Annotated in this window: 25 protein-coding genes and 1 pseudogene; 16 read left to right on the top strand and 10 right to left on the bottom strand. The window is 31.3% G+C overall.

The window, feature by feature from the left end:
• Positions 1-35: 35 nt before the first annotated feature.
• Both CN925_RS17280 and CN925_RS17285 read right to left on the bottom strand, forming a co-directional pair.
• On the bottom strand, positions 36-338 hold the full coding sequence (locus CN925_RS17280) for an AzlD domain-containing protein (protein ID WP_098847957.1): 303 nt from the start codon (positions 336-338) through the stop codon (positions 36-38).
• Positions 335-1,075, bottom strand: coding sequence for an AzlC family ABC transporter permease (locus CN925_RS17285; protein WP_098847960.1), 741 nt, complete (start codon positions 1,073-1,075; stop codon positions 335-337). The genes CN925_RS17280 and CN925_RS17285 overlap by 4 nt, the downstream gene beginning before the upstream one ends.
• A gap of 608 nt (positions 1,076-1,683) precedes the next feature.
• Between CN925_RS17285 and CN925_RS17290 the strand changes: the two genes are divergently transcribed.
• Together CN925_RS17290 and CN925_RS17295 are read left to right on the top strand one after the other, a co-directional pair.
• Positions 1,684-2,391: a cytochrome c biogenesis CcdA family protein gene (locus CN925_RS17290; RefSeq protein ID WP_098847963.1), complete on the top strand. Its 708-nt coding sequence runs from the start codon at positions 1,684-1,686 to the stop codon at positions 2,389-2,391.
• 176 nt (positions 2,392-2,567) lie between these two features.
• On the top strand, positions 2,568-3,047 hold the full coding sequence (locus CN925_RS17295; RefSeq protein WP_098848197.1) for a CcdC family protein: 480 nt from the start codon (positions 2,568-2,570) through the stop codon (positions 3,045-3,047).
• A gap of 30 nt (positions 3,048-3,077) precedes the next feature.
• On the opposite strand, the gene CN925_RS17300 is transcribed toward CN925_RS17295, so the two are convergent.
• A complete protein-coding gene (locus tag CN925_RS17300; protein ID WP_098847965.1) occupies positions 3,078-3,509 on the bottom strand; it encodes a DUF2621 family protein in 432 nt (143 codons plus the stop codon).
• 185 nt (positions 3,510-3,694) lie between these two features.
• On the opposite strand from CN925_RS17300, the gene CN925_RS17305 reads away from it, so the two are divergent.
• The 3 genes from CN925_RS17305 (at position 3,695) to CN925_RS17315 (ending at position 6,268) form a co-directional block, all read left to right on the top strand.
• Complete coding sequence (locus CN925_RS17305; protein WP_098847967.1) at positions 3,695-4,165, top strand: hypothetical protein; 471 nt, start codon at positions 3,695-3,697, stop codon at positions 4,163-4,165.
• A gap of 499 nt (positions 4,166-4,664) precedes the next feature.
• Entirely contained in the window at positions 4,665-5,210 is a 546-nt protein-coding gene (locus CN925_RS17310) for an NADPH-dependent FMN reductase (RefSeq protein ID WP_098847969.1), read from the top strand.
• Positions 5,211-5,563: 353 nt separating this feature from the next.
• Complete coding sequence (locus CN925_RS17315) at positions 5,564-6,268, top strand: DsbA family protein (RefSeq protein WP_098847971.1); 705 nt, start codon at positions 5,564-5,566, stop codon at positions 6,266-6,268.
• 51 nt (positions 6,269-6,319) lie between these two features.
• Here the strand turns inward: CN925_RS17315 and CN925_RS17320 are convergent, their stop codons facing one another.
• The 3 genes from CN925_RS17320 to sspO all read right to left on the bottom strand — a co-directional run bounded on the left by CN925_RS17320 (position 6,320) and on the right by sspO (position 7,460).
• Complete coding sequence (locus tag CN925_RS17320) at positions 6,320-6,493, bottom strand: YfhD family protein (RefSeq protein ID WP_098847974.1); 174 nt, start codon at positions 6,491-6,493, stop codon at positions 6,320-6,322.
• A gap of 18 nt (positions 6,494-6,511) precedes the next feature.
• On the bottom strand, positions 6,512-6,646 hold the full coding sequence (locus CN925_RS17325; protein ID WP_098847977.1) for a small acid-soluble spore protein P: 135 nt from the start codon (positions 6,644-6,646) through the stop codon (positions 6,512-6,514).
• Positions 6,647-7,313: 667 nt separating this feature from the next.
• A complete protein-coding gene (gene sspO, locus CN925_RS17335; RefSeq protein WP_098847981.1) occupies positions 7,314-7,460 on the bottom strand; it encodes a small acid-soluble spore protein O in 147 nt (48 codons plus the stop codon).
• Between the two features lie 379 nt (positions 7,461-7,839).
• On the opposite strand from sspO, the pseudogene CN925_RS21480 reads away from it, so the two are divergent.
• From CN925_RS21480 to tlp, 7 genes and pseudogenes are all read left to right on the top strand, one after another.
• Positions 7,840-8,307 (top strand): annotated as a pseudogene (locus tag CN925_RS21480) (M15 family metallopeptidase); the annotation flags it as partial.
• 18 nt (positions 8,308-8,325) lie between these two features.
• On the top strand, positions 8,326-8,448 hold the full coding sequence (locus tag CN925_RS21810) for a peptidoglycan-binding domain-containing protein (protein WP_407920498.1): 123 nt from the start codon (positions 8,326-8,328) through the stop codon (positions 8,446-8,448).
• Between the two features lie 394 nt (positions 8,449-8,842).
• Positions 8,843-11,569, top strand: coding sequence for an aconitate hydratase AcnA (acnA, locus tag CN925_RS17345; RefSeq protein ID WP_098847985.1), 2,727 nt, complete (start codon positions 8,843-8,845; stop codon positions 11,567-11,569).
• Positions 11,570-11,838: 269 nt separating this feature from the next.
• Positions 11,839-12,390, top strand: coding sequence for a TlpA family protein disulfide reductase (locus tag CN925_RS17350; protein WP_098847987.1), 552 nt, complete (start codon positions 11,839-11,841; stop codon positions 12,388-12,390).
• 71 nt (positions 12,391-12,461) lie between these two features.
• Positions 12,462-12,599 (top strand): FbpB family small basic protein, encoded by a 138-nt coding sequence (locus CN925_RS17355; protein WP_098809171.1) that lies wholly within the window; start codon positions 12,462-12,464, stop codon positions 12,597-12,599.
• A 135-nt stretch (positions 12,600-12,734) separates the two neighbouring features.
• A complete protein-coding gene (locus tag CN925_RS17360; RefSeq protein WP_056476763.1) occupies positions 12,735-12,875 on the top strand; it encodes an acid-soluble spore protein N in 141 nt (46 codons plus the stop codon).
• 34 nt (positions 12,876-12,909) lie between these two features.
• On the top strand, positions 12,910-13,146 hold the full coding sequence (gene tlp / locus CN925_RS17365; RefSeq protein WP_098847989.1) for a small acid-soluble spore protein Tlp: 237 nt from the start codon (positions 12,910-12,912) through the stop codon (positions 13,144-13,146).
• 51 nt (positions 13,147-13,197) lie between these two features.
• Here tlp and CN925_RS17370 read toward each other — a convergent pair whose 3' ends face one another.
• The 3 genes from CN925_RS17370 to CN925_RS21400 all read right to left on the bottom strand — a co-directional run bounded on the left by CN925_RS17370 (position 13,198) and on the right by CN925_RS21400 (position 15,667).
• On the bottom strand, positions 13,198-14,481 hold the full coding sequence (locus CN925_RS17370; RefSeq protein ID WP_098847991.1) for a glycosyl hydrolase family 18 protein: 1,284 nt from the start codon (positions 14,479-14,481) through the stop codon (positions 13,198-13,200).
• 150 nt (positions 14,482-14,631) lie between these two features.
• Entirely contained in the window at positions 14,632-15,525 is an 894-nt protein-coding gene (locus tag CN925_RS17375) for a prohibitin family protein (RefSeq protein WP_098847993.1), read from the bottom strand.
• The gene (locus tag CN925_RS21400) at positions 15,506-15,667 is read right to left on the bottom strand and encodes a hypothetical protein (RefSeq protein WP_180233006.1); all 162 of its coding nucleotides are present in this window, start codon (positions 15,665-15,667) and stop codon (positions 15,506-15,508) included. Before CN925_RS21400 ends, CN925_RS17375 begins: the two co-directional genes overlap by 20 nt.
• Positions 15,668-15,807: 140 nt before the next feature.
• Between CN925_RS21400 and CN925_RS17380 the strand changes: the two genes are divergently transcribed.
• Positions 15,808-16,230 carry an acyl-CoA thioesterase gene (locus tag CN925_RS17380; protein ID WP_098847995.1) on the top strand — a complete coding sequence of 141 codons (423 nt, stop codon included), beginning with the start codon at positions 15,808-15,810 and terminating at the stop codon, positions 16,228-16,230.
• 85 nt (positions 16,231-16,315) lie between these two features.
• On the opposite strand, the gene plsY is transcribed toward CN925_RS17380, so the two are convergent.
• Positions 16,316-16,918: a glycerol-3-phosphate 1-O-acyltransferase PlsY gene (gene plsY, locus CN925_RS17385; protein WP_098847997.1), complete on the bottom strand. Its 603-nt coding sequence runs from the start codon at positions 16,916-16,918 to the stop codon at positions 16,316-16,318.
• 169 nt (positions 16,919-17,087) lie between these two features.
• On the opposite strand from plsY, the gene CN925_RS17390 reads away from it, so the two are divergent.
• From CN925_RS17390 to CN925_RS17400, 3 genes are all read left to right on the top strand, one after another.
• On the top strand, positions 17,088-17,762 hold the full coding sequence (locus CN925_RS17390; protein WP_098847999.1) for a response regulator transcription factor: 675 nt from the start codon (positions 17,088-17,090) through the stop codon (positions 17,760-17,762).
• 3 nt (positions 17,763-17,765) lie between these two features.
• A complete protein-coding gene (locus CN925_RS17395; RefSeq protein ID WP_098848001.1) occupies positions 17,766-19,556 on the top strand; it encodes a sensor histidine kinase in 1,791 nt (596 codons plus the stop codon).
• A gap of 81 nt (positions 19,557-19,637) precedes the next feature.
• Entirely contained in the window at positions 19,638-20,831 is a 1,194-nt protein-coding gene (locus CN925_RS17400) for a S1C family serine protease (RefSeq protein WP_098848003.1), read from the top strand.
• Positions 20,832-20,886: the final 55 nt, after the last annotated feature.

Genomic DNA, 20,886 nt, shown 5'->3' on the forward strand with positions numbered 1-20,886 from the left:
TCGCAGCATATGCGACTTTTTTTGTAGAGAAAAAACTAAAAATAAAGTTTCATAACTAAAACCGTTCCGATTGCTCCAAAAACAACGAAAATGATATGTAATCTAAATAATGATAAGATAATTGCGACTAATCCACCAATCAGTCCGACACTGATATTTCCTTTTTGAACACTTAGTATTCCTGGGAAAATTAATGCACCTAATGCAGCATATGGAACGCCTTTTAACCAAGAGGATACCCAGTTTGGAAATTGAATCCGATCAACAATAAATACTGGAATAATTCGAGGAATCATTGTCACTAAACACATTCCTAAAACAAGTAAAAAGACAATCATTCTTTGTGATCTCCCTTCATTAATATGATCGCAAGTAAACTAGCAAGTATGGAAGACATGATTAGAGACCAGCCTTGGCTTAAAAAAGATGAAAGGATGAAGTTTAATAGCATGCTCACAAAAACGATTAAACAGGCTCTCCAATTTGTACGAATGGCTGGTGTTAGTAACCCAATAAACATAGCATATAAAGAGATTCCCATGCTGTCGCTAATAATCTTAGGTATCAGTTTAGAAAAAACGACTCCTAAAATTGTACCGCTTATCCAAGTACAATAAGCAATTGTATGTAATGTAATCAAATAAATGGACGAATAACTTTCTGAACTGCTTTTTTTACCTAAAGTTGTAACGGCAAAATTTTCATCTGTTAGTGTGATAGATAAGTAGACTCTATGCCAAAATGGCAGTGTTTTAAACTGATGATTAAATGATAGACTCATAACAAAGTTTCTAAAATTTAAAATAAATGTTGCGATGTAGATTTGGAACAAACTAACTCCTACCAAATACATTGATAACCCCATAAACTGACTAGCTCCAGCATAAACTAGCGCACTAAATGAAATCGTATTTAGTACATCAATGTCAGCTTGCTTTGCAATTAATCCAAATGTAAAAGCAACCGGCAAATAGCCAATAATTAAAGGAACAGACGCTAAAAATCCTTCCTTTATTTCCTTACTACGATTCGCTTTTGTGTGTGTAGTTTTTGATTGTTGCAAAACAGTAGACATATTAAGTTATAAACTCCCTTCTATTACCTGAATTAAAACAATATAGTTCAATAACTGTGATGACAGCTAGATAAAAACCTATTTTATATTTTTTTGTTTCTTTAGTATTTGAAAAATGTTGTGCTACTAAAAGATTATCATATGATTATACTATAAAATTAAGAAAATTTTTATAGTACTGAAAATATAAATTTTTATAGACTTGAGATCTTTACTGAATTTTTTTATATTAATTTACGTTTGAAGTTAATTAGAGGAATAGTTTGAAATGCCATAAAAAATTTTCGACTTATTCACGAAATTTATAAATTATAGGTAATATTTTCCAAAAATAAATGATAATGATTAATAATAAAAACATACTTGGCCATATTTTTTTAAACATTTTTCCACCTTAAATAAATTAGTTTATTATGAAGTGTGCCGAAATTTTAATGAAAATATTCCATTTTAATCATTATTCTTCAATTTTTGGTAATGAATCTATTATTAAAGGTTATTAATATTGGTGTACGATTGCGGGTCTATTAACTACTTTTAATATTAAATAAAAAACAATTCTGTTATAATATTATCTAGAATGTAAAGATGAGAAGGGATGTAAGTTAATGGGGGATTTAAATATTGGTATTGCATTTGGAGCGGGATTTCTCTCTTTTATTTCTCCATGTTGTCTACCGATTTATCCAGCGTTTTTATCGTATATTACAGGGGTATCTTTAAGTGATTTACAGAATGAAAAAAGAATACATAAAAGTAAAACTTTACTACATACTTTGTTCTTTTTACTAGGTTTTACAATCATTTTTATCGTATTAGGATTTAGTACTTCTATAATTGGTTCATTTTTTATGCGTTATCAAGATTTTATTCGACAAGTTGGTGCTATTTTAATTGTATTTTTAGGATTAGTCGTGACGGGGATTTTTCAACCGAAGTTTTTAATGAATGATCGAAGGTTTCAATTTTCAAAACGTCCTTCAGGATATTTAGGTTCTACTTTAATTGGATTAGCATTTGCAGCAGGTTGGACACCTTGTACTGGACCAATCTTAACTTCGGTATTTGCACTTGCAGTAAGTAATCCAAGTTCAAGTTTATTTTATATGCTAGCTTATACACTTGGATTCTCCATTCCATTTTTTGTTTTATCATTTTATTTGGGGTCACTAAGATGGATTAAAAAGTATTCACATAAAATCGTCGTTTTTGGTGGATATATGATGATCATAATGGGAATCATGTTATATTTTGATTGGTTGACTAAAATAACAATTTATTTTACTAGATTTTATGGAGGCTTTACTGGATTTTAAATTAGATTTTCCATTGTAAAAAAATGCAGGATTTGTAGTTATTGGATTTGCATCGATGTGCTAGAAGAAGTATTATATAATCAGTTTCTATGTAAGAACGATTATGAGGGGTCAATAACATAAGATTGTTATACTTTAAGATTGAGAAAAAAGGTAGTGAAAAAATGAGTAAAGATATGAGTATTATATTTAGCACAGTAGTAGCAACTTTTATGGCATTAGGTGTAATTGTCGTTAGACTAAAAGCTGCTAAAAAGCCTACAAACCTTAAAAAAATAATTTTACCTCCATTTTTTATGAGTAGTGGAGCCTTAATGTACTTAGTACCGGAGTTTAGATTAACTGGTTCTGAAATAGTAGAAGCTGTTTGTATAGGAGTATTTTTTTCGTTATTTTTGATTAAAACATCTAAATTTGAAATTGTCGATAATGAAATTTATTTAAAAAGATCGAAAGCTTTTGTCTTTATCCTACTTGGGTTATTAGTCGTTCGAATCGTAATGAAGTTATATTTAAGTTCATCAATCGATGTAGGTCAACTGAGTGGAATGTTCTTCTTATTAGCCTTTTCAATGATTGTACCTTGGCGCTTAGCAATGTATAAATCATATCAAAAAATGAGAAGACAGCTTCCTTCAAATACAATTATCACATGAAAAAACGTGTACCTTTTTTTGGTACACGTTTTATTTTGCAAGTAAATGCTTAAATTCAGTAAAATCAATTTCTTTTTTCTTTAGTGTTTTAATTAAAAATGCATGATCTCTCTTTGGAGTTGCTTTAATATATCCTTCAATAATTAAGCCTTGAGTAATTTGTGGTGCGTTATTTAGTAACGCCAATTCACCAATTTTGCCAGCTATTTTATCTCGAGCTATGTCTCTAAATAAAGATGGAACTGGTTTTACTAATTCTTCAAGTAATTCTTTCTGTTCAGTCGACCATAAATGTCTTGTTTTTTGTAAATATTCTTCTTGCCAATCTAAAATCGACTTCCCATCTTCTTTAGGTAATCTTTTCAAAAACTTTCTGAACATAAAGTATCCGCCAATTGACATCATTCCTAACAAGAAAATTGTCCATAAGACAATCATAATTTGAGAAAAGAACGAAAACATATGTATCCTCCTTGTATTAGGTAAACATACCACTATTATAGTAAGAAAATATGACAAGTATCAAGCAAGTACATATTTTTTTGTCAAAAAATGACCATTTATTTTTATGTACTAGTTTCATTTTATGTATTTGAATCATATAGTAGAAAAAATAAAGAAAAAAGTCGTAGAGGAGGCGAAAGAATGTGAACCAAACAAAATTCTCTTCTCACTTTACTTTTCTAAGCATTTTATTTTATATGGCCGCAAGTTCAATATTCCTAATCATTCTGTACAAGTTAATATCGATGCTTGTAGGAAACGGAAATGATTTAAAGACATATTTGCAAATCGCTGTAGTTGTAATTGTTTTAAGTATTACAGCTTTCCGCCTAATAAGAAGTGATATTGTTTTAATAAAAGATGAAATAATCATTCATAAAGGCTTTCTAACTGTTAAATTGAATGTTAATGACATTACAGAAATTAAGCAACTAGTTGAAGTTTATGGGAAAAATAAAGAAATAATTACTTTATTAATTCATATTAACGAGTCAGTGCAACCAATCATTTTAACCCTTGAAAATCCAAAAGCCTTTATAAGAGAACTTTTAAATTTAAATTCTAACATTCTATTTGATGAAGAATTGATTATTTTAGTGAATAAAAATAACTAATAAATGAAAGCCAAGTTTAATGAAATGTAGACTTGGCTTTTTGCTTTGTAAAATATTGAAGTCTGTCTTACTCCGATTATAAATTTTTAAAAAAGTTTATTTCAGTTATCTATTTTCTAAATGTTTTTTTAGATTGATAAAGTTTATAAATTTAAAGGAGTATTTACATAGTATAGAGAAATTATTATTTTGTGGTAAAAAAATCCAAAAAAAATAATAGTGTTGAGTATATATAAAAGTTTGAAGGATATAATTTGATTTGTGACTAGATATACACCAAGCGATCTTTGTAAAACGACATGCAAACCAAAATGATAGAAGGTTACTGATGTCAACAGCCTGATGAAGAAAGAGTAGTATTTAACGAGGTTTTTCCCAAAATGTTCCAATCATTTCTCAAAAATTTTTCTTTGATCTTGAATGAAAAAAGAACAAGAGAACTGGAATTGGTTCACAAATACTTGGAAAAAATAAATTAGCTGAAAAAGGAGGAAAATTAATGACAAATTTAAATGTAGGTATTATTTTAGGAAGTACAAGACAGGGACGAGTTAGCCCGCAAGTGGGAGAATGGGTTAAAGGAATTGCTGACAAACGTGGAGATGCAAATTATGAAATTGTAGATATTGCTGATTATCAATTACCTTTTTTAGGCACTACTGATGGAACTGAACCAGGAATTGCAGCTTGGAACGAAAAACTTAACAGCTTGGATGGATTCGTATTTATCGTTGCAGAATATAATCACAGTATAACGGGGGCATTAAAAAACGCAATTGATTTAGCTCGTGAAGCGTGGAATAACAAAGCAGCAGGTATCGTTAGTTATGGTTCAACTGGCGGTGCCCGTGCAGCTGAACATTTACGAGGGATCATGGGTGAGCTATTGATTGCAGATGTTCGTGTTCACCCTACACTTTCTTTATTTACCGATTTTGAAAACTATACTACTTTCAAACCAGCTGAATTACATCTTAATAATGTAAATGCAATGCTTGAGCAAGTTGTTGCTTGGAGTGGTGCATTAAAAACTTTGAGAAAATAAGTGTACTAAGTGAAGAATATCAGACGCTAAAAAGTGTCTGGTATTTTTTTTTGCGAATATAGAGTGGCTAAAGTAAAGCATTAGCCTTAGCAACATAACCTGCATTAATCTTTTATTATAAGTTTATATATTGAATAAGTAGAAAATGTATATTTTAAAATAGAATTATTTCTTTGTATTGAAAAATGCTTTTTATTTATGTCAAAATTAAAAAGTTATTTCAATAACACGATATAAAATTGAAAGATTTTAAAATTAAGTATTATTTACACAATGGTTATGAATAGTTAGGTTCCTTTCGTTTATGTTACAATAATATACAAGTACATAATTGTAGGGGGAGTATAGCACTAATGAGTAAAAAGAAAAAATCTAATGGTAATCAAACGTTTGCTATTTCTGTATTTGTTGGAATAGTTGTTTTAGTTGGAGCATTATTTTTAGTTTCTAAATTGCAAGATAAAAAGACTGAAGAAGTATACCCAACAATTGCTGGAGTAAATGAAGTAAAAGTTGATGGATTTGATACAAAGAACCAACCAACATTTAGCAATAAAGATGCAAAAGTTGAAGTAGTTGAATTTGGAGATTATAAATGTCCAATTTGTGCTCAATGGAATGAAGTAGTTTTTCCACAACTTAAAGCCGATTATATCGATAATGGTCTAATCAATTTTTCATTTATTAATTATCCGTTTATTTCCAAAGATTCAAATTTAGCTGCACTAGCGTCAGAAGTAGTTTATAAAACTTATAAAGATTCATTTTGGAAGTTTCAAGAGCAACTCTATTTAAAACAAGAAGATGAAACAACAACGTGGGCAACACCTGATAAACTAACAAGCATTGCAAAATCTGTTATTCCGGATTTAGATGAAAAACAATTTAAAAAAGATTTATACAAAAAAGACGTAATGAAACAAGTTGCTAACGATGTTGCCATTGCTAACCATTATGGTGTGAACGGAACACCTACAATTTTTGTAAATGGTAAAGCAGTGGACAATCCTAGCTTAGAATCAATTAAAGCTGCAATTGATGCGGAAATAAACAAATAATGTTAAAAAGGTATGCGCCAACTATACGCATACCTTTTTTGTATTAGTAAATTACATTTTTCTCTTTACGCGTGCATCTGCTTGAGCAGATCGTTCTTGTGCTTCAATGTCATCGTGATCTGCTAATTCCGCTGAATACTCCACATCAAGTCCATCAGGCTTTATATTCTTATCAAAGTTTGAATTAAAAGTACTTTTTTTCTTTTTCAATTTAAAACCCTCCATTATCACTAACTAATTTAATTACATATCGTGGTGACTATGCTTTTTCTGTCTTGTATGATTTTGGTTTTTCACTTTATGAGAACCACTTAATGGTTTTGGTTGTCCACTTTCATGGTCAATTGGGCTATTTCTTTTTGATGATTTGTTCGCCATTCTTGTCACCTTCCTTTATGAATAGCTTTAGTTGTTAGCGAAAAAATATGCCAAAATGAAATATTTACTAATTTAAAATTGAAAGCGTTTTAATCATTTTTTTCTAATAATTTTCGATAACCATTTTCCATATATATAAATAAGTTAAGGAAAGGGAGGTATTTCTTATGATCTAATTTATTGAATATTGATTGTAAAAAATGAATGTTGAGAAAATTATTTTTCATAATAAAAAACGACAAACAACATTAAATCTAAGAAATTAATAGAGTAAAAGTTAATTTTTTTAGTTTGTCTGACTCTTTTGATGTATGAAACAAGTAATTTGACCAATACTAGTAATAGTCAAAATGAAAGAGGAGACTGATACTGATTATGCAAGTCCTAACAGTTTGTCTTATATATTCGGGTGTGATCATACTCTATCTCTTGTTCAAGAAAGTTCAATATAATAAGAGACAAAAAAATGTAATTAATTTTTTCCTATACTATAATCGAAGAAAAAGTAATGTTAATAGAGATACGAAAAGAACAGGAGATATTATTTATTTAATGCCTCAATCTACGTTGAACAAAGGCATATTAAGAAAGCGAAAAGATGAGGTTGAGTAATGATCAAAAACTATAAAAAATAGCAAGCAATTCATCCAAATTGCTTGCTATTTTTTTATTGTCTTTTTTTCGTCTTTTTATTGTTTAATTTATATTCAGCTGAAAGTGGTTCTTGTGCAGTTTCTTCATTAAAACCTGCAGCTTTTCCTTGCTCGATTGAAGCTGACATTCCGCTACCAGAATTATTTTTACGTCTAGACATGATTATTCCTCCTTATATCGGCCGTTTCGAGAAAACCTTTTGATGAAATTGGTTTAAAAACGGACCTTTATAACCGTTATTCTTTCCCATATTTTTTTTAGTACCCAAAATTAAATTGGTAAAAAATGTGAAAGGCAATATAGTTTTTTGACAGCACATCTAAAAACAGGATTAAAGACTTGTTATTGTAAAAAACGATTCCTTTTGGACTATTTATTCAATCGAAAATTTAATTTTGTGAATATATTGGCTTATATGTATGAATTGTTGGTTTATTTAGAAGTGTTAAAAGTATGAAAGCAAGCGATGTACGTTTCTTAAGGATAAAGTCTTCCTAAGTAGGTTGGCTATTTAAATTGATGAAAAGGGGAAATCAAAAATGAAAAATCCAACTTATCACGAAAGAAATTTATCAAACATAAACAAGCTAGCTCCTAATACAAAACAAGCAGCTTTAAAATGGTACAATTATTGTATAAAAAACAATATCGATGTTTTAATTTACGAAACGACACGAACGAAAGAACGTCAAGAAGCACTAGTTGATAATGGTAAGTCCCAAACTAGAAAATCATACCATCTAGTAGGTCAAGCATTAGATTTTGTTCCAATTATAAATGGTAAAGAAGGGTGGAACTCATACAACTCGGAACCATTTAAATCTGCTATAAAATATGCTAAATCCATTGGCTTCACATGGGGTGGGGATTGGAATAGCTTTGTAGATCAGCCACATTTACAATTCGAATATAAAGGATATGGTACAGATAAAGTAGTGGAAGCTAAACCACCAGCATATCCGGGTACGATATTAAAATCAGGTTCAAGAGGAAATAATGTTAAATTAGTTCAAAAAGAATTAGGAATTACCGCAGACGGTATTTTCGGTCCAATAACGGATCGGGCAGTAAGAAACTTTCAAAAGAAAAATGGACTGACCGTAGATGGAAAAGTAGGTCCAAAAACTTGGGCAAAATTATTTGATTAAGAAAAGGTAAAATCTCATTAAAACCATTAAAAGTAAAAAATAAAATTGGTTCAAACCCTGTATCAGTAGTAGTGTACAGGGTTTGTTTTAATCTTTACATATAGCATCCATTTCAATGAATTTGGCAACAAGTATACACTCTTACGCATTAAAAATATCATATTACATTACCGAAAATTAAATTATATTATTTTGATATAAACATTGTTCTAATGGGGTAAAGATAATTATCGTAACTTTGATTTAAAAGGTCATAAGCAATACTTATTGCAAATGATAAGTTACTTGTTATTTACTTATGATATACATTGTAATAATATATTATTGTAAGGTATTGAAAAGTTTGGATAGTTAATATATTCAGACATTTTTTTGCAATAGGGGGAAAGAAAACATGGGGAAAAATGACGTTTTCAAATCTCGTTCGACATTTACTGCGAACGATAAAACTTATCATTATTATCGCTTAAAAGCAATTGAGGAAGCTGGAGTAGCTAAAATCGGTAAATTACCTTATTCGATTAAAGTGTTACTAGAATCAGTTCTTCGTCAAGTAGATGGAAGAGTAATTACAAAAGAGCATGTTGAAAATTTAGCAAAATGGGGAACAAGCGAGCTACAAGATGTAGATGTTCCATTTAAACCTTCTCGTGTTATTTTACAAGACTTCACAGGAGTTCCAGCTGTAGTTGACTTAGCTTCATTACGTAAGGCAATGGCTGATATGGGTGGAGACCCTGAAGTAATTAATCCAGAAATTCCAGTAGATCTAGTAATTGACCACTCTGTAATGGTTGATAAAGCTGGTTCAGCGGATGCATTAGATTTCAATATGGATTTAGAATTTTCTCGTAACGAAGAACGCTACCAATTCTTAAGCTGGGCTCAAAAAGCATTTAATAACTATCGTGCAGTACCACCAGCAACTGGTATCGTACACCAAGTTAACTTAGAATACTTAGCAAATGTAGTACATGCAAATACAAATGAAGACGGTGAAGTTGTTGCATTCCCTGATACATTAGTAGGTACTGACTCACATACTACTATGATTAATGGTATTGGAGTTCTAGGTTGGGGTGTAGGGGGTATTGAAGCTGAAGCAGGTATGCTTGGTCAACCATCATATTTCCCAGTTCCAGAAGTTATCGGTGTTAAATTAACTGGTTCTCTACCAAGTGGAACAACTGCAACTGATGTAGCATTAAAAGTGACTGAAGTTTTACGTAAAAAAGGTGTTGTAAATAAATTTGTTGAGTTCTTTGGACCAGGTTTACAAAGCATGCCTCTAGCAGACCGTGCTACAATTGCAAATATGGCTCCTGAATACGGTGCAACTTGTGGATTCTTCCCAGTTGATGCTGAAGCACTTAACTATTTACGTTTAACAGGTCGTTCTGAAGAACAAATTCAATTAGTTGAAGCATACTGCAAAGCTAATGATTTATTCTATACAGCTGATTTAGAAGATCCTACATTTACTGATTTAGTTGAAATCAATCTTTCTGAAATTGAATCAAATCTTTCTGGTCCAAAACGTCCACAAGATTTGATTCCATTATCTGAAATGAAAAAATCATTCCAAGCGGCAGTTTCTGCTCCAATGGGTAATGCAGGATTCGGTTTAACTGAGGAAGCATTAGACAAAGAGGTTACAGTTAAATTTGAAAACGGTACGGAAACAACTTTTAAAACTGGTGCAGTTGCAATTGCAGCAATCACAAGTTGTACAAATACTTCAAACCCATACGTTATGTTAGGTGCTGGTTTAGTAGCTAAAAAAGCTGTTGAAAAAGGTTTAACAGTACCTGCTTATGTAAAAACTTCATTAGCTCCTGGTTCTAAAGTTGTTAGTGGATATTTACAAGAAGCTGGCTTAATTCCTTTCTTAAATCAATTAGGATTTAACATCGTTGGTTATGGTTGTACTACATGTATCGGTAACTCAGGTCCATTAGCTCCTGAAATGGAAGCAGCTATTGCTGAAAATGATATGTTAGTAACATCTGTACTTTCTGGTAACCGTAACTTCGAAGGACGTATTCATCCTCAAGTTAAAGGTAACTATTTAGCATCACCACCATTAGTAGTTGCTTACGCATTAGCAGGTAATGTAAATATCGACTTCGCAGTTGAGCCAATCGGTCAAGATAAAGATGGTAAAGATGTATTCTTAAAAGATATTTGGCCAACATCTGCTGAAGTTCAAGAAGTAGTTGCATCGACAGTTACTCCTGAATTATTCAAAAAAGAATACGAAAGAGTATTTGAAGATAACAAACGTTGGAACGAAATTCAAACGACTGATGATTCATTATACAAATGGGATAGCGAATCAACTTATATCGCAAATCCACCATTCTTTGAAGGATTATCAAAAGAGCCAGGCGTTGTAAAACCATTAGCTGGTTTAAAAATCGTTGGTAAATTCGGTGATTCAGTAACAACTGACCACATTTCACCAGCTGGTTCAATCGGTAAAACAACTCCTGCAGGACTTTACTTACAAAGTAAAGGCGTAAAACCAGTAGACTTTAACTCATACGGTTCTCGTCGTGGTAACCACGATGTAATGATGCGTGGTACATTTGCTAATATCCGTATTCGTAACCAAATCGCTCCAGGTACAGAGGGTGGATATACAACTTACTGGCCAACTGGCGAAGTAATGTCAATTTATGATGCAGCAATGCGTTATAAAGAAGATGGTACTGGATTAATGATCTTAGCTGGAAATGACTACGGTATGGGAAGTTCTCGTGACTGGGCTGCTAAAGGAACAAATCTTTTAGGTATCAAAACAGTACTTGCTGAAAGCTTTGAGCGTATTCATAGAAGTAACTTAGTATTAATGGGTGTTTTACCACTACAATTTAAAGATGGCGAAAATGCTGAAACATACGGATTAACAGGTAAAGAAGTATTTGCTGTTAATGTAGATGAGAATGTTAAACCACGTGATCTTGTAAAAGTAATTGCAACAAGAGAAGATAATACAACTGTTGAATTTGATGTAGTTGCTCGTTTCGACAGTGAAGTTGAAATCGACTACTACCGTCATGGTGGGATCTTACAAATGGTATTACGTGATAAATTAAATAATTCTAAAGTAACTCATTAATTTTTATTGAAAACACGGTCTTTATTGGACCGTGTTTTTTTTAGTGGAGAAATTGGAATTAAAACAGAAAAATCCAGAATATAAACAATCAGCCATACTCTAAAATGAACTAAATCGATAAAAAAATCACGAATTAACAGGTGACACCCTGTAAAAAATAGTAAATAAGTGTTTTTATATTAAGATCATCTTAAGAAGAAATGCGAGCTTGTTCCACTTTTGTATTTATTATGGTTAAATAGAGATAGTTCATTAAAAGGGTGATTTGTATGAAAAAAGTAATTCCTTTGCTACTACTTTTAGTAGCTTTTGGCTATTCAATTTTTCAATTAGTTGAGAAAAATGAAGAAGATAAAAAAGTTAGTAATAATAATGATGCTTATATTGCTTCAATTCAAAAATTAGGTGTTCGAGTTGGAGAGCAGGCACCTGATATACAATTGATGACTTTAGATGAAAAGAAGGTTTATTTATCTTCATTCAAAGGGAAGAAAGTAATCTTAAACTTTTGGGCTACTTGGTGCCCTCCTTGTCAGGATGAGATACCAGCATTGGAAAAATTCCATCAAGAACATAAGGATATTGAAATGATTGGTGTTGCTGATTATATTGGAGAGAAAAAAGATTTAAATTTTATTAAAAACTTTGTAAATAAAAATAGTATGAATTATAGAATTTTAATTGATGAAAACGGTGATAATTTTCGTAAATATGGTGTGATTTCGATCCCAACTACATACTTTATTAATCCGGATGGAGAAGTAGTTTATAAGCAAATTGGACCATTAACTGAAAAACAATTAAATGCATTTTTAAAATAAGAAAAATTTACTAAAATGTAAGAAAACTCTTTTTTTTGGCAATACTAATATAAAAAGAAGAGGTGATTGTTTTGAGAAAGAAAAGACATAAATCGTTTCAGGAATTAATTATTGAAAATAAAAATTCACTATTAAATGATGAAGAAGCTTTAAATAAAATATATGATCGTCTAGAAGAACGTTTGGAAAGAAAAGCTAAAGCGGAGTAAATTAGTCTATTTTTGTTTATACACGAGAAGGAATAATTTCCTTCTTTTTTTGTTGTCAAAATTGGTGATTATTTTAATTTCCTATTACATATTTAGAGCAACAAAACTAATACTATCGCTAGGGGGGCGAAAAAGATGGGAAATCCAAAAAAACATCCTAAAGATTTTGTACCTAATCATATCGGTACTCAAAACAAAGCAGCTGGTGGGAATAAGGGAAAACAAATGCAGTATAAAGATCCTACTGGCAAACAACCAATTGTAGATAATGGGTAATATCAAAAAACATTTTGAATTGGAGTGAATAATGATGGAACAAACACAACATACACCAAATCCAGATGATCGTAGTGATAATGCAAATAAAATCCAAAATATGATTAATCATACGAAGGAAAATATGAAAGAAGCAGAGGCTTCAATGAAATTTGGAAATGAACAAGATCGTCAAAATGTATTGGCGAAAAATCAACGTCGCGAGGTAGCTTTGGAAGCATTAGAAAGTGAACTAAGAGACGAACAAGCATTTAATAATACAAATGACTAATTAAAAATAAGCTAGGTATTTAGAGTTACCTCATAAATACCTAGCTTTTATTTATGCTCTTTTAACGATATTAAAATTAGCTTCAAGAAGCTCCCAGTTTTGAATAAATGGTAATCCTAATTTCCAATACGAAATCCCTCGTATTTTTTCTTCTTTTATTAGGTTGAACTTGGCTTGAATTGATCTTGCATCTTCAAACCACACTTCATGTTTTTGACCATTTGATTCTGTATACCGGAAATGAGGTGCTCTTGCTTTGTTATCAAATAGAATTTCGTTTGTCATTTGGATTGCTAAATTAGTAGCAGCTTCAGCACTTAATGCTTTCGCCATCGTACCTTGTTTAAATGGCACTTTCCAGTCAAATCCATATAAATTTTGACCCATGACTATTTTTGGTACAGGAATAACGGTCTTTGCATAGCGGATTACTCTTCGAACTTGATCAATCGGTGATACGGCCATAGGAGGGCCGCCTTGCCAACCCCAATCATATGTCATGATTACAACAAAGTCCACAGCTTTTCCTATGTTGGCATAATCATGCGCTTCGTAAAATCTACCTTTTTGAGTTGAACTTGTTTTTGGTATTAAAGTAGCACTTAATATAAATCCTTGAGGTAGCCTAGATTTAACTTTATTTAAAAAATTTATATAAGCTACACGATCAGTAGCAGCAACGTCTTCAAAGTCTATATTTACTTCTCTAAATCCGTATTTATTAGCAGTACTAATAATTGTATTTATCAATTTATCTTGAACTGCCGGACTTTGTAGGATGTCGGTTGCTAGTGATGTTGAAAACTGTCCATTTTCAAGATTAGAGACAACCATCATATAAATACAGCGATTATCTCTAGCGATTTGAGGAATGTTACCAAGTGGTGGTTCTGTTAGTGTGCCATCTCTTTTTGCATCAAAGCTAAAATGTGCTAAATAGGTTAAAAACTTGCTTTCTGTTCGAGCTGCTTCTTCAAGTGCAGGTTTAATTGGGTTTGAAGTAGGTTGTAAATAACCAATTGATTCAATATTTCTTTTTTTTCGTGGTGGAAGATGTAGCTTTTGACCGACATGTAATGATGCATACGGACTAATTCCGCTTAAAGTTGCTATTTGACTTGATGTAACACCGTAAGTTAAAGCTAAATCATATAAGTTATCACCAGGTTGGACAAAATATTCGTTACCTGTAGTTGGTACGACAAGCGATTGACCTTTTATTATTTTATAAGGAGCTACAAGAGCATTTGAATTAATGAGTGATTGGCGTTGGACTCCATAAAAATCTGCAATACTCATAACTGTTTCTCCACTTTTTACAACATGAATTTGCATCCAGTTTATCTCCTTCCATTAATCGTAGATATTCGTCTCTAATAAATATATGCCAAAGAGTTTGGATTAGAAGGAAATAGGTGGAAAAGCAAAGAAATTGATTTTGAAAATAAAAAACCTAGCCAAAGCCAGGTTTTTTGAGAGAAATAGTTATTTTTTTGATTCTTTATCACTATTAGGATCAAGTGGGAATTGAATAATATTTGAACTACTGCCTGAGACAGTAGGGAGTTTTCCATCCCATTTCTCTGCTTTTTTGTATTCAATTAATTCATTCGTTAACGATTGTTGGATTACTTGGTTCGCTTTTGCTTGACCTTGTGCTCGGATTAGTTGTGAATCTGCATCAGCCTTTGCTTCTACTTTTTTCTTTTCTGCTTCAATTCTAGCTGTTTCTAGTTCGATTTTTTTACGATCATTTTCTTGGGCAGCTTGAACACGTGCATCAATTGCATCCTGTGTTTTAGCGTCTGGTTTTGGTGTTCCTAAAGTTAAATTTTCAACAAAGAAACCAAGTACTTTTACATCGTCTTTATAAATCGTTTCAATATCAGCTGAGGCATTACTTGATCTCTCACCGTATAATTGTAAAACTGTGTATTTTGAAACGGCAATTCGTGCGGCATCTTGTAATCGTTTCTTTAAATATGTATCCTCAATTTCTTCGATTGACACAGGTCCGAACTCGTTAAACATCGATACTACTTTAGAAGGATCAATTTTATATGTATAAGATAAATCCATTTCAATCCTTTTACCGTCTGAAGTAGCTAATGCAACATCTTTATATTCGACAGTACGAAGTCGGACAGGATATTCGGTAACTTTATCGAATAAACCAACAAAATTCCAACCTTGTGATAATGTATTTTTCTGTATTCCTCCATTTGGTGAATAAACAACACCTACATAACCAGGGGTAATTTTTTCAATAAATAATGTTGGGATTGTTGCGATTAAGAGCAGTGCAATACCTGCGATGATTCCTCCGATTAGTTTACGATTGAAAATTGATTTCTTTTTTTCATTTGGACGGATTTCCATTATTTTTGTCCTCCTTATCCTTTAAAATATTTTTAACTTTAGCTGATTTTTCACCAATTTTTTCAAATGTGGGAGAAAGAAGAAGCCATATACCGCATAATAAAAGAAGGATGATTAAGATTGAGCCAACTAGCACTTTCAAGAAGATCGACCCCCTAATTTCTAATGTTAGAAAACCATTAGATTACTATAAGAAAATTATAACATTTATGATAAGTTAAAAAATAGAACAATTATTAATTTTTTGGTAAAGTATTCTGTAGAAGAATATGAGGTGAAATTATGTTTATTTCAGAAAAATTAGTTGAAGTAAGATATGCAGAAACAGATGCAATGGGTGTTGTGTACCATGCAAACTATTTAGTATGGTTTGAAATTGGCCGTACTCAATTAATAAAAGATTTGGGGTTTAATTATGCAGAAATGGAATCACAAGGTGTCATATCTCCTGTGATTGATTTGAATGTTTCATATAAGAAAAGTTTACGTTATGGACAGACTGCTACCGTAAAAACAAAAATAAAATCACTTACACCACTTAAAGTAATCTACGAATATGAAATTACAAATGAAGAAGGCGATATTTGTTGTATAGGAAATTCGACACATGTCCTTGTTCATAAAGAAACATTTAGACCGATTAAATTTAAAAAAATGTTCCCTGACTGGTATGAGGCATATGAGAGAGCAATGGAGCAGGATTAAACGGGTAGAAAGAAGTACGACTAATGAAAATAAAAAATTAGCGATTGAAGATCATTTATCTTTCAATCGCTAATCTTTAGAGCATTTAAAATTTAACTTTTGGTTCTGTTTTCTCTTTAATTCTTTTTATATTAGGACGATGTTTATATACGACAAAGATTGTAAGTACAATTAAAATATAAGTTAAAATATACCCATTGTCTTTAATTAGTCCCGTGTATTCCATTATAAAAGCTAAAATTGTACCGATAAAAGCTGTTAACATTGATGAAAGTGAAACGTATTTTGTTGTTTTTAAGCTAATAGCGAAGATAATAATTAAGCATACAAAAAGTAGTGGAGATGCATATAATAAGATCCCTGCAGAGGTTGCTACCGCTTTACCACCTCTAAAACCGGCAAATATTGGATACATATGACCTACAACAGCAACTAGGCCGATAATTAAAGGATGTATTCCGTGATAATGGAATAATACTGGTAATGAAGCTGCTAGTGTTCCTTTTAAAATATCCCCTAGTGTTACAATAATACCTGCTTTTTTACCTAATGTGCGGAATGTATTTGTCGCACCAAGATTTCCACTACCGTGTTGACGGATATCTACTCCGTAAAATATTTTTCCAACTACTAAACCGAATGGTACAGATCCGATTAAATAGGCTAGTACAATAATGACCAAACTCATTTTCTAGCTCCTTTTCAAACAATAATAAATTAGTGCAGTATCATATAATTTTATCACAGTTTTAAGCGAATATGTAGATAGTTGCTTTAGAATATTCATTCAAACGAACAAGTAAAGGGACAATTTATTTAAGTTCTTATATCAATCAAATTAAATGGAAGGAAAAAATATGAACCCAACAGTTTTAATCATTGAAGATGAAAAAAGATTAAGAGAAATTGTCAGAGAGTATTTTGAAAATGATCAATTTACAGTCATTGAAGCAGAAGATGGAGAACAAGGCATAAAGAAATTTAATGAAAATCAAGTAGACTTAATTATTCTAGATTTAATGCTACCGAAATTAGATGGATGGGAAGTTTGTAAGCAAATTAGGGAGCAATCAAGTATTCCGATCATTATGACCACTGCTCGTTCGGAAGAAGAAGATCAATTACTTGGTTTTGATATTGGTACTGATGAATATGTGACAAAGCCATTTAGTCCTAAAGTACTTGTCGCAAAAGCAAAGAGTGTACTTAGAAGAACAGCAGATCTAAAAGAAGATGATAAAGAAACGAAGACGATTTGTGGAATTACGATCAATACCTCATCAAGGACAGCCTCGGTAAATAATGAGTTATTGCAACTTACAAATAAAGAGTTCGAGTTATTATGTTATTTAATTGATAATAAAGGCATCGTACTAACAAGAGATCAATTATTAAATCATATTTGGGGCTTTGATTATTTTGGTGATGGTCGAACCGTTGATACTCATATAAAAAAGCTTAGACATAAACTGAAAGACAAAGCAAAGCATATAGCAACAGTTATTAGAGTAGGCTATAAGTTTGAGGAGTAGAAAATGAAAAATAGTATAGTCCGTAAACTTTTTTTATCAATCACGTTATTATTAGTGATTTTTTTATTAATTGTGTTTGTCGGTCAATCAATCTTTATGCAATCTTTTTATACGAATAAGAAAGTTAATATTGTAACACAAGAGCTAACACAATTTGCAAAAGATTATAAAAAGGGTAAATTTAACGACAATCAGTTTCAACAAGAACTATCAAAACTATTTTTGAAATATAATACAACTTTAGCGGTTTTAGATAAAAGAGGGATCCTAAAGGCTGAGAATAATTTTGATTTAACCGTTCTTACGAATGAAGGGAAAAGGGTATATGTTCCTTTAAATAATCTATTATATTCGGATCAAATTGATCGTATTTTAGGACTCAATATTAAAGAAAATTCAAGGATTACAATCAGGGGCTATATTCAAGATGATTATTTTATTCCGCTTTATATAAAAACGAATATGGGTGTGTGGCAAGAGGAAAATCAACCTGCTAACGCTGTTCAATTATCTACTAAAAATAGTCTACAAGAAATGGTGAATATTGAAATTAAAGGGAAAGTTGTTAATTTACATTTACCAATTGCTAATCAATATACGTATTCAGCTCAAATGAATTCATTAATGGGAGCTATTACTGATTGGACAAAGAGTAATGAAGATTTTTCTACCTATACACAAGGAGATTTTCCTTTAATTTATCGTTACTTAGATAAAGTAAATGGATTAGAAAATAAAGTTTTTATATACCCAATTAGTACGAATAAAGGTTCAAAAGAAGTTATTTTTGCCATTACATCTTTACAACCAGTAAATGAAGCAATGTATGTGTTAAAAGATTTTTATATTTACGCATTTATTATTGCTTTATTATTAATCGTGATTGTTTCTTTTTACTATTCGAAATTGATTACGAAGCCGTTATTGAAAATGAACGCTGTAACAAATCAATTAGCAAAGTTAAATTTTAACGAGAAAATCGATATTCAATCAGATGATGAAATTGGACAATTATCAAAATCAATCAATTCATTATCCGAGAATTTAGCTTGTACAATCGAAAATTTACAGCAGGCAAATTTAAAATTAATGAAGGATATTGAAAAAGAAAAGCAGCTAGAACGAATAAGAAAAGAGTTTATAAGTGGTGTTTCACATGAGCTTAAAACTCCACTAAGTATTGTACAAAGTTACGCTGAAGGTTTAAAAGATGGATTAAATGTTGAAAAAAATGGTTATTATGCAGATGTAATTCTTGAAGAAGTTGATCGAATGAACGGTCTAGTGATCGATATGCTTGAACTATCCAAACTTCAATCGGGAACTTACACACTTAAAAATGAACCTTTCTTAATTGTGGATTGCATCGAAAATGTGATTATTCGCATGTTTGAAAATAGTCATAATCATTGTGATTTCAATTTTAATGTAGATGAAGATACGCTAGTAATAGGTGAAAAAAGAAAAATAGAACAAGTGCTCATTAACATCCTATCAAATGCAATCCATTATGGTAACAAAGATAGTGTCATAAAAATGAGTGTATTCGATGAAGAAGAATATGTAAATATCTCTATTTTTAATGAAGGAAATCCCATCCCTGCTGATAAAATTGATAAAATTTGGGATCGTTTCTATCGAATTGATGAATCGAGAAGTAGACATAATGGTGGAACAGGACTAGGTTTAGCAATCGTAAAAACAATCCTTAATTTACATCATTCAACTATAAAAGTTCATAATAAGGAAGATGGAGTTGAGTTTATTTTTAATTTGAAAAAATATTTAAATTAAATCAAAAAGTTCACAGCAAATACACACGAGTGGGTTAAATTAATATCAAATAAAGTTACCTACATATTGGAGGAATGAATTATGGGATATTATGATGAAACAGATTTACACGATGAAAATAATCATAAAAGACAAAAGAGAAGTAGACGTGGAGGGTATCCGCTCGTTACAGGTTTTATTGGAGCAATCATTGGAGCTGTAACGATTTCAATCGTATCCCCTGATGTTTTTAACTTAACAAATAAACCTGCAAACTTATCAAATGATACAAATACAGTACCAACACAAGTTATTAATGTATCAAGGGATGAGTTAACAACTACCATCCAAAATGCTCGCAAATTTGTAGTAGGGGTTAATAATTATCAATCTACAAACCCGTTTTCAATGGAAACTGAAGAAGCTGGATCTGGTTCTGGAGTTGTTTATAAAAAGGTAGGAAATAAAGCTTTAGTAGCTACAAATAACCACGTTGTTGCAGGTGCAAAGCAATTAAAAGTAAAAATGGCAGATGGTCAATTAATTGATGCGAAACTTGTAGGAACTGATGAATTATTAGATTTAGCTGTTGTAGCAATTGATGCAAAATATGTTACAAATATCGCTAAATTAGGTGATTCAGAAAAAATTAACGTTGGTGAAACTGCTATTGCCATTGGAAATCCACTTGGATTTTTAGAAAGTACTGTAACACAAGGAATTGTAAGTAGTAAAGCTCGTGAAATACCACAAGATATTGATGGAGACGGAGTTGCAGATTACCAAACCCAAGTAATTCAAACGGATGCTGCGATTAATCCTGGTAATAGTGGTGGTGCTTTAATCAATGCAAAAGGTGAAGTAATCGGAATTAATTCAAGCAAAATTTCCGAACAAGCAGTTGAAGGAATTGGATTTGCAATCCCAATGAATATTGCAAAACCAGCTTTAGATCAAATCGAAAAATTTGGTGAAGTGACTCGACCTGTAATCGGTGTAGGGTTAAAATCACTTGATGAAATACCACAATTTAATATTGAAGAAACATTAAAATTACCTCGCTCAGTGACAAAAGGTGTAGTTGTTACACATGTTGATCCAAATACTCCTGCTGCGAAAATTGGAATGAAACAATTAGACGTTATTGTTGCACTTGATGACAAACCTGTAAGTGACGTAATTTCTGTTAGAGAATACCTCTATTCGCATAAAAAGGTTGGAGATAAATTAAAGATTTCTTATTACCGTGATGGTAAATTAACGAATTCAACATTAACATTAGCTTCTAGTCAATGATTGACAGGAAGTTGACTTTGGAAATATGATAAAAGAATAATAAATAAGCGAAAAG

The sequence above is a fragment of the Bacillus sp. AFS055030 genome, assembly GCF_002574545.1.
GTDB lineage: Bacteria > Bacillota > Bacilli > Bacillales > Bacillaceae_G > Gottfriedia.

Coding starts and splice junctions, on each gene's coding strand:
- CN925_RS17280 (WP_098847957.1), bottom strand. CDS start 338: ATGATTGTCTTTTTACTTGTTTTAGGAATGTGTTTAGTGACAATGATT.
- CN925_RS17285 (WP_098847960.1), bottom strand. CDS start 1,075: ATGTCTACTGTTTTGCAACAATCAAAAACTACACACACAAAAGCGAAT.
- CN925_RS17290 (WP_098847963.1), top strand. CDS start 1,684: ATGGGGGATTTAAATATTGGTATTGCATTTGGAGCGGGATTTCTCTCT.
- CN925_RS17295 (WP_098848197.1), top strand. CDS start 2,568: ATGAGTATTATATTTAGCACAGTAGTAGCAACTTTTATGGCATTAGGT.
- CN925_RS17300 (WP_098847965.1), bottom strand. CDS start 3,509: ATGTTTTCGTTCTTTTCTCAAATTATGATTGTCTTATGGACAATTTTC.
- CN925_RS17310 (WP_098847969.1), top strand. CDS start 4,665: ATGACAAATTTAAATGTAGGTATTATTTTAGGAAGTACAAGACAGGGA.
- CN925_RS17315 (WP_098847971.1), top strand. CDS start 5,564: ATGAGTAAAAAGAAAAAATCTAATGGTAATCAAACGTTTGCTATTTCT.
- CN925_RS17320 (WP_098847974.1), bottom strand. CDS start 6,493: ATGGAGGGTTTTAAATTGAAAAAGAAAAAAAGTACTTTTAATTCAAAC.
- CN925_RS17325 (WP_098847977.1), bottom strand. CDS start 6,646: ATGGCGAACAAATCATCAAAAAGAAATAGCCCAATTGACCATGAAAGT.
- sspO (WP_098847981.1), bottom strand. CDS start 7,460: ATGTCTAGACGTAAAAATAATTCTGGTAGCGGAATGTCAGCTTCAATC.
- acnA (WP_098847985.1), top strand. CDS start 8,843: ATGGGGAAAAATGACGTTTTCAAATCTCGTTCGACATTTACTGCGAAC.
- CN925_RS17350 (WP_098847987.1), top strand. CDS start 11,839: ATGAAAAAAGTAATTCCTTTGCTACTACTTTTAGTAGCTTTTGGCTAT.
- CN925_RS17360 (WP_056476763.1), top strand. CDS start 12,735: ATGGGAAATCCAAAAAAACATCCTAAAGATTTTGTACCTAATCATATC.
- tlp (WP_098847989.1), top strand. CDS start 12,910: ATGGAACAAACACAACATACACCAAATCCAGATGATCGTAGTGATAAT.
- CN925_RS17370 (WP_098847991.1), bottom strand. CDS start 14,481: ATGCAAATTCATGTTGTAAAAAGTGGAGAAACAGTTATGAGTATTGCA.
- CN925_RS17375 (WP_098847993.1), bottom strand. CDS start 15,525: ATGGAAATCCGTCCAAATGAAAAAAAGAAATCAATTTTCAATCGTAAA.
- CN925_RS17380 (WP_098847995.1), top strand. CDS start 15,808: ATGTTTATTTCAGAAAAATTAGTTGAAGTAAGATATGCAGAAACAGAT.
- plsY (WP_098847997.1), bottom strand. CDS start 16,918: ATGAGTTTGGTCATTATTGTACTAGCCTATTTAATCGGATCTGTACCA.
- CN925_RS17390 (WP_098847999.1), top strand. CDS start 17,088: ATGAACCCAACAGTTTTAATCATTGAAGATGAAAAAAGATTAAGAGAA.
- CN925_RS17395 (WP_098848001.1), top strand. CDS start 17,766: ATGAAAAATAGTATAGTCCGTAAACTTTTTTTATCAATCACGTTATTA.
- CN925_RS17400 (WP_098848003.1), top strand. CDS start 19,638: ATGGGATATTATGATGAAACAGATTTACACGATGAAAATAATCATAAA.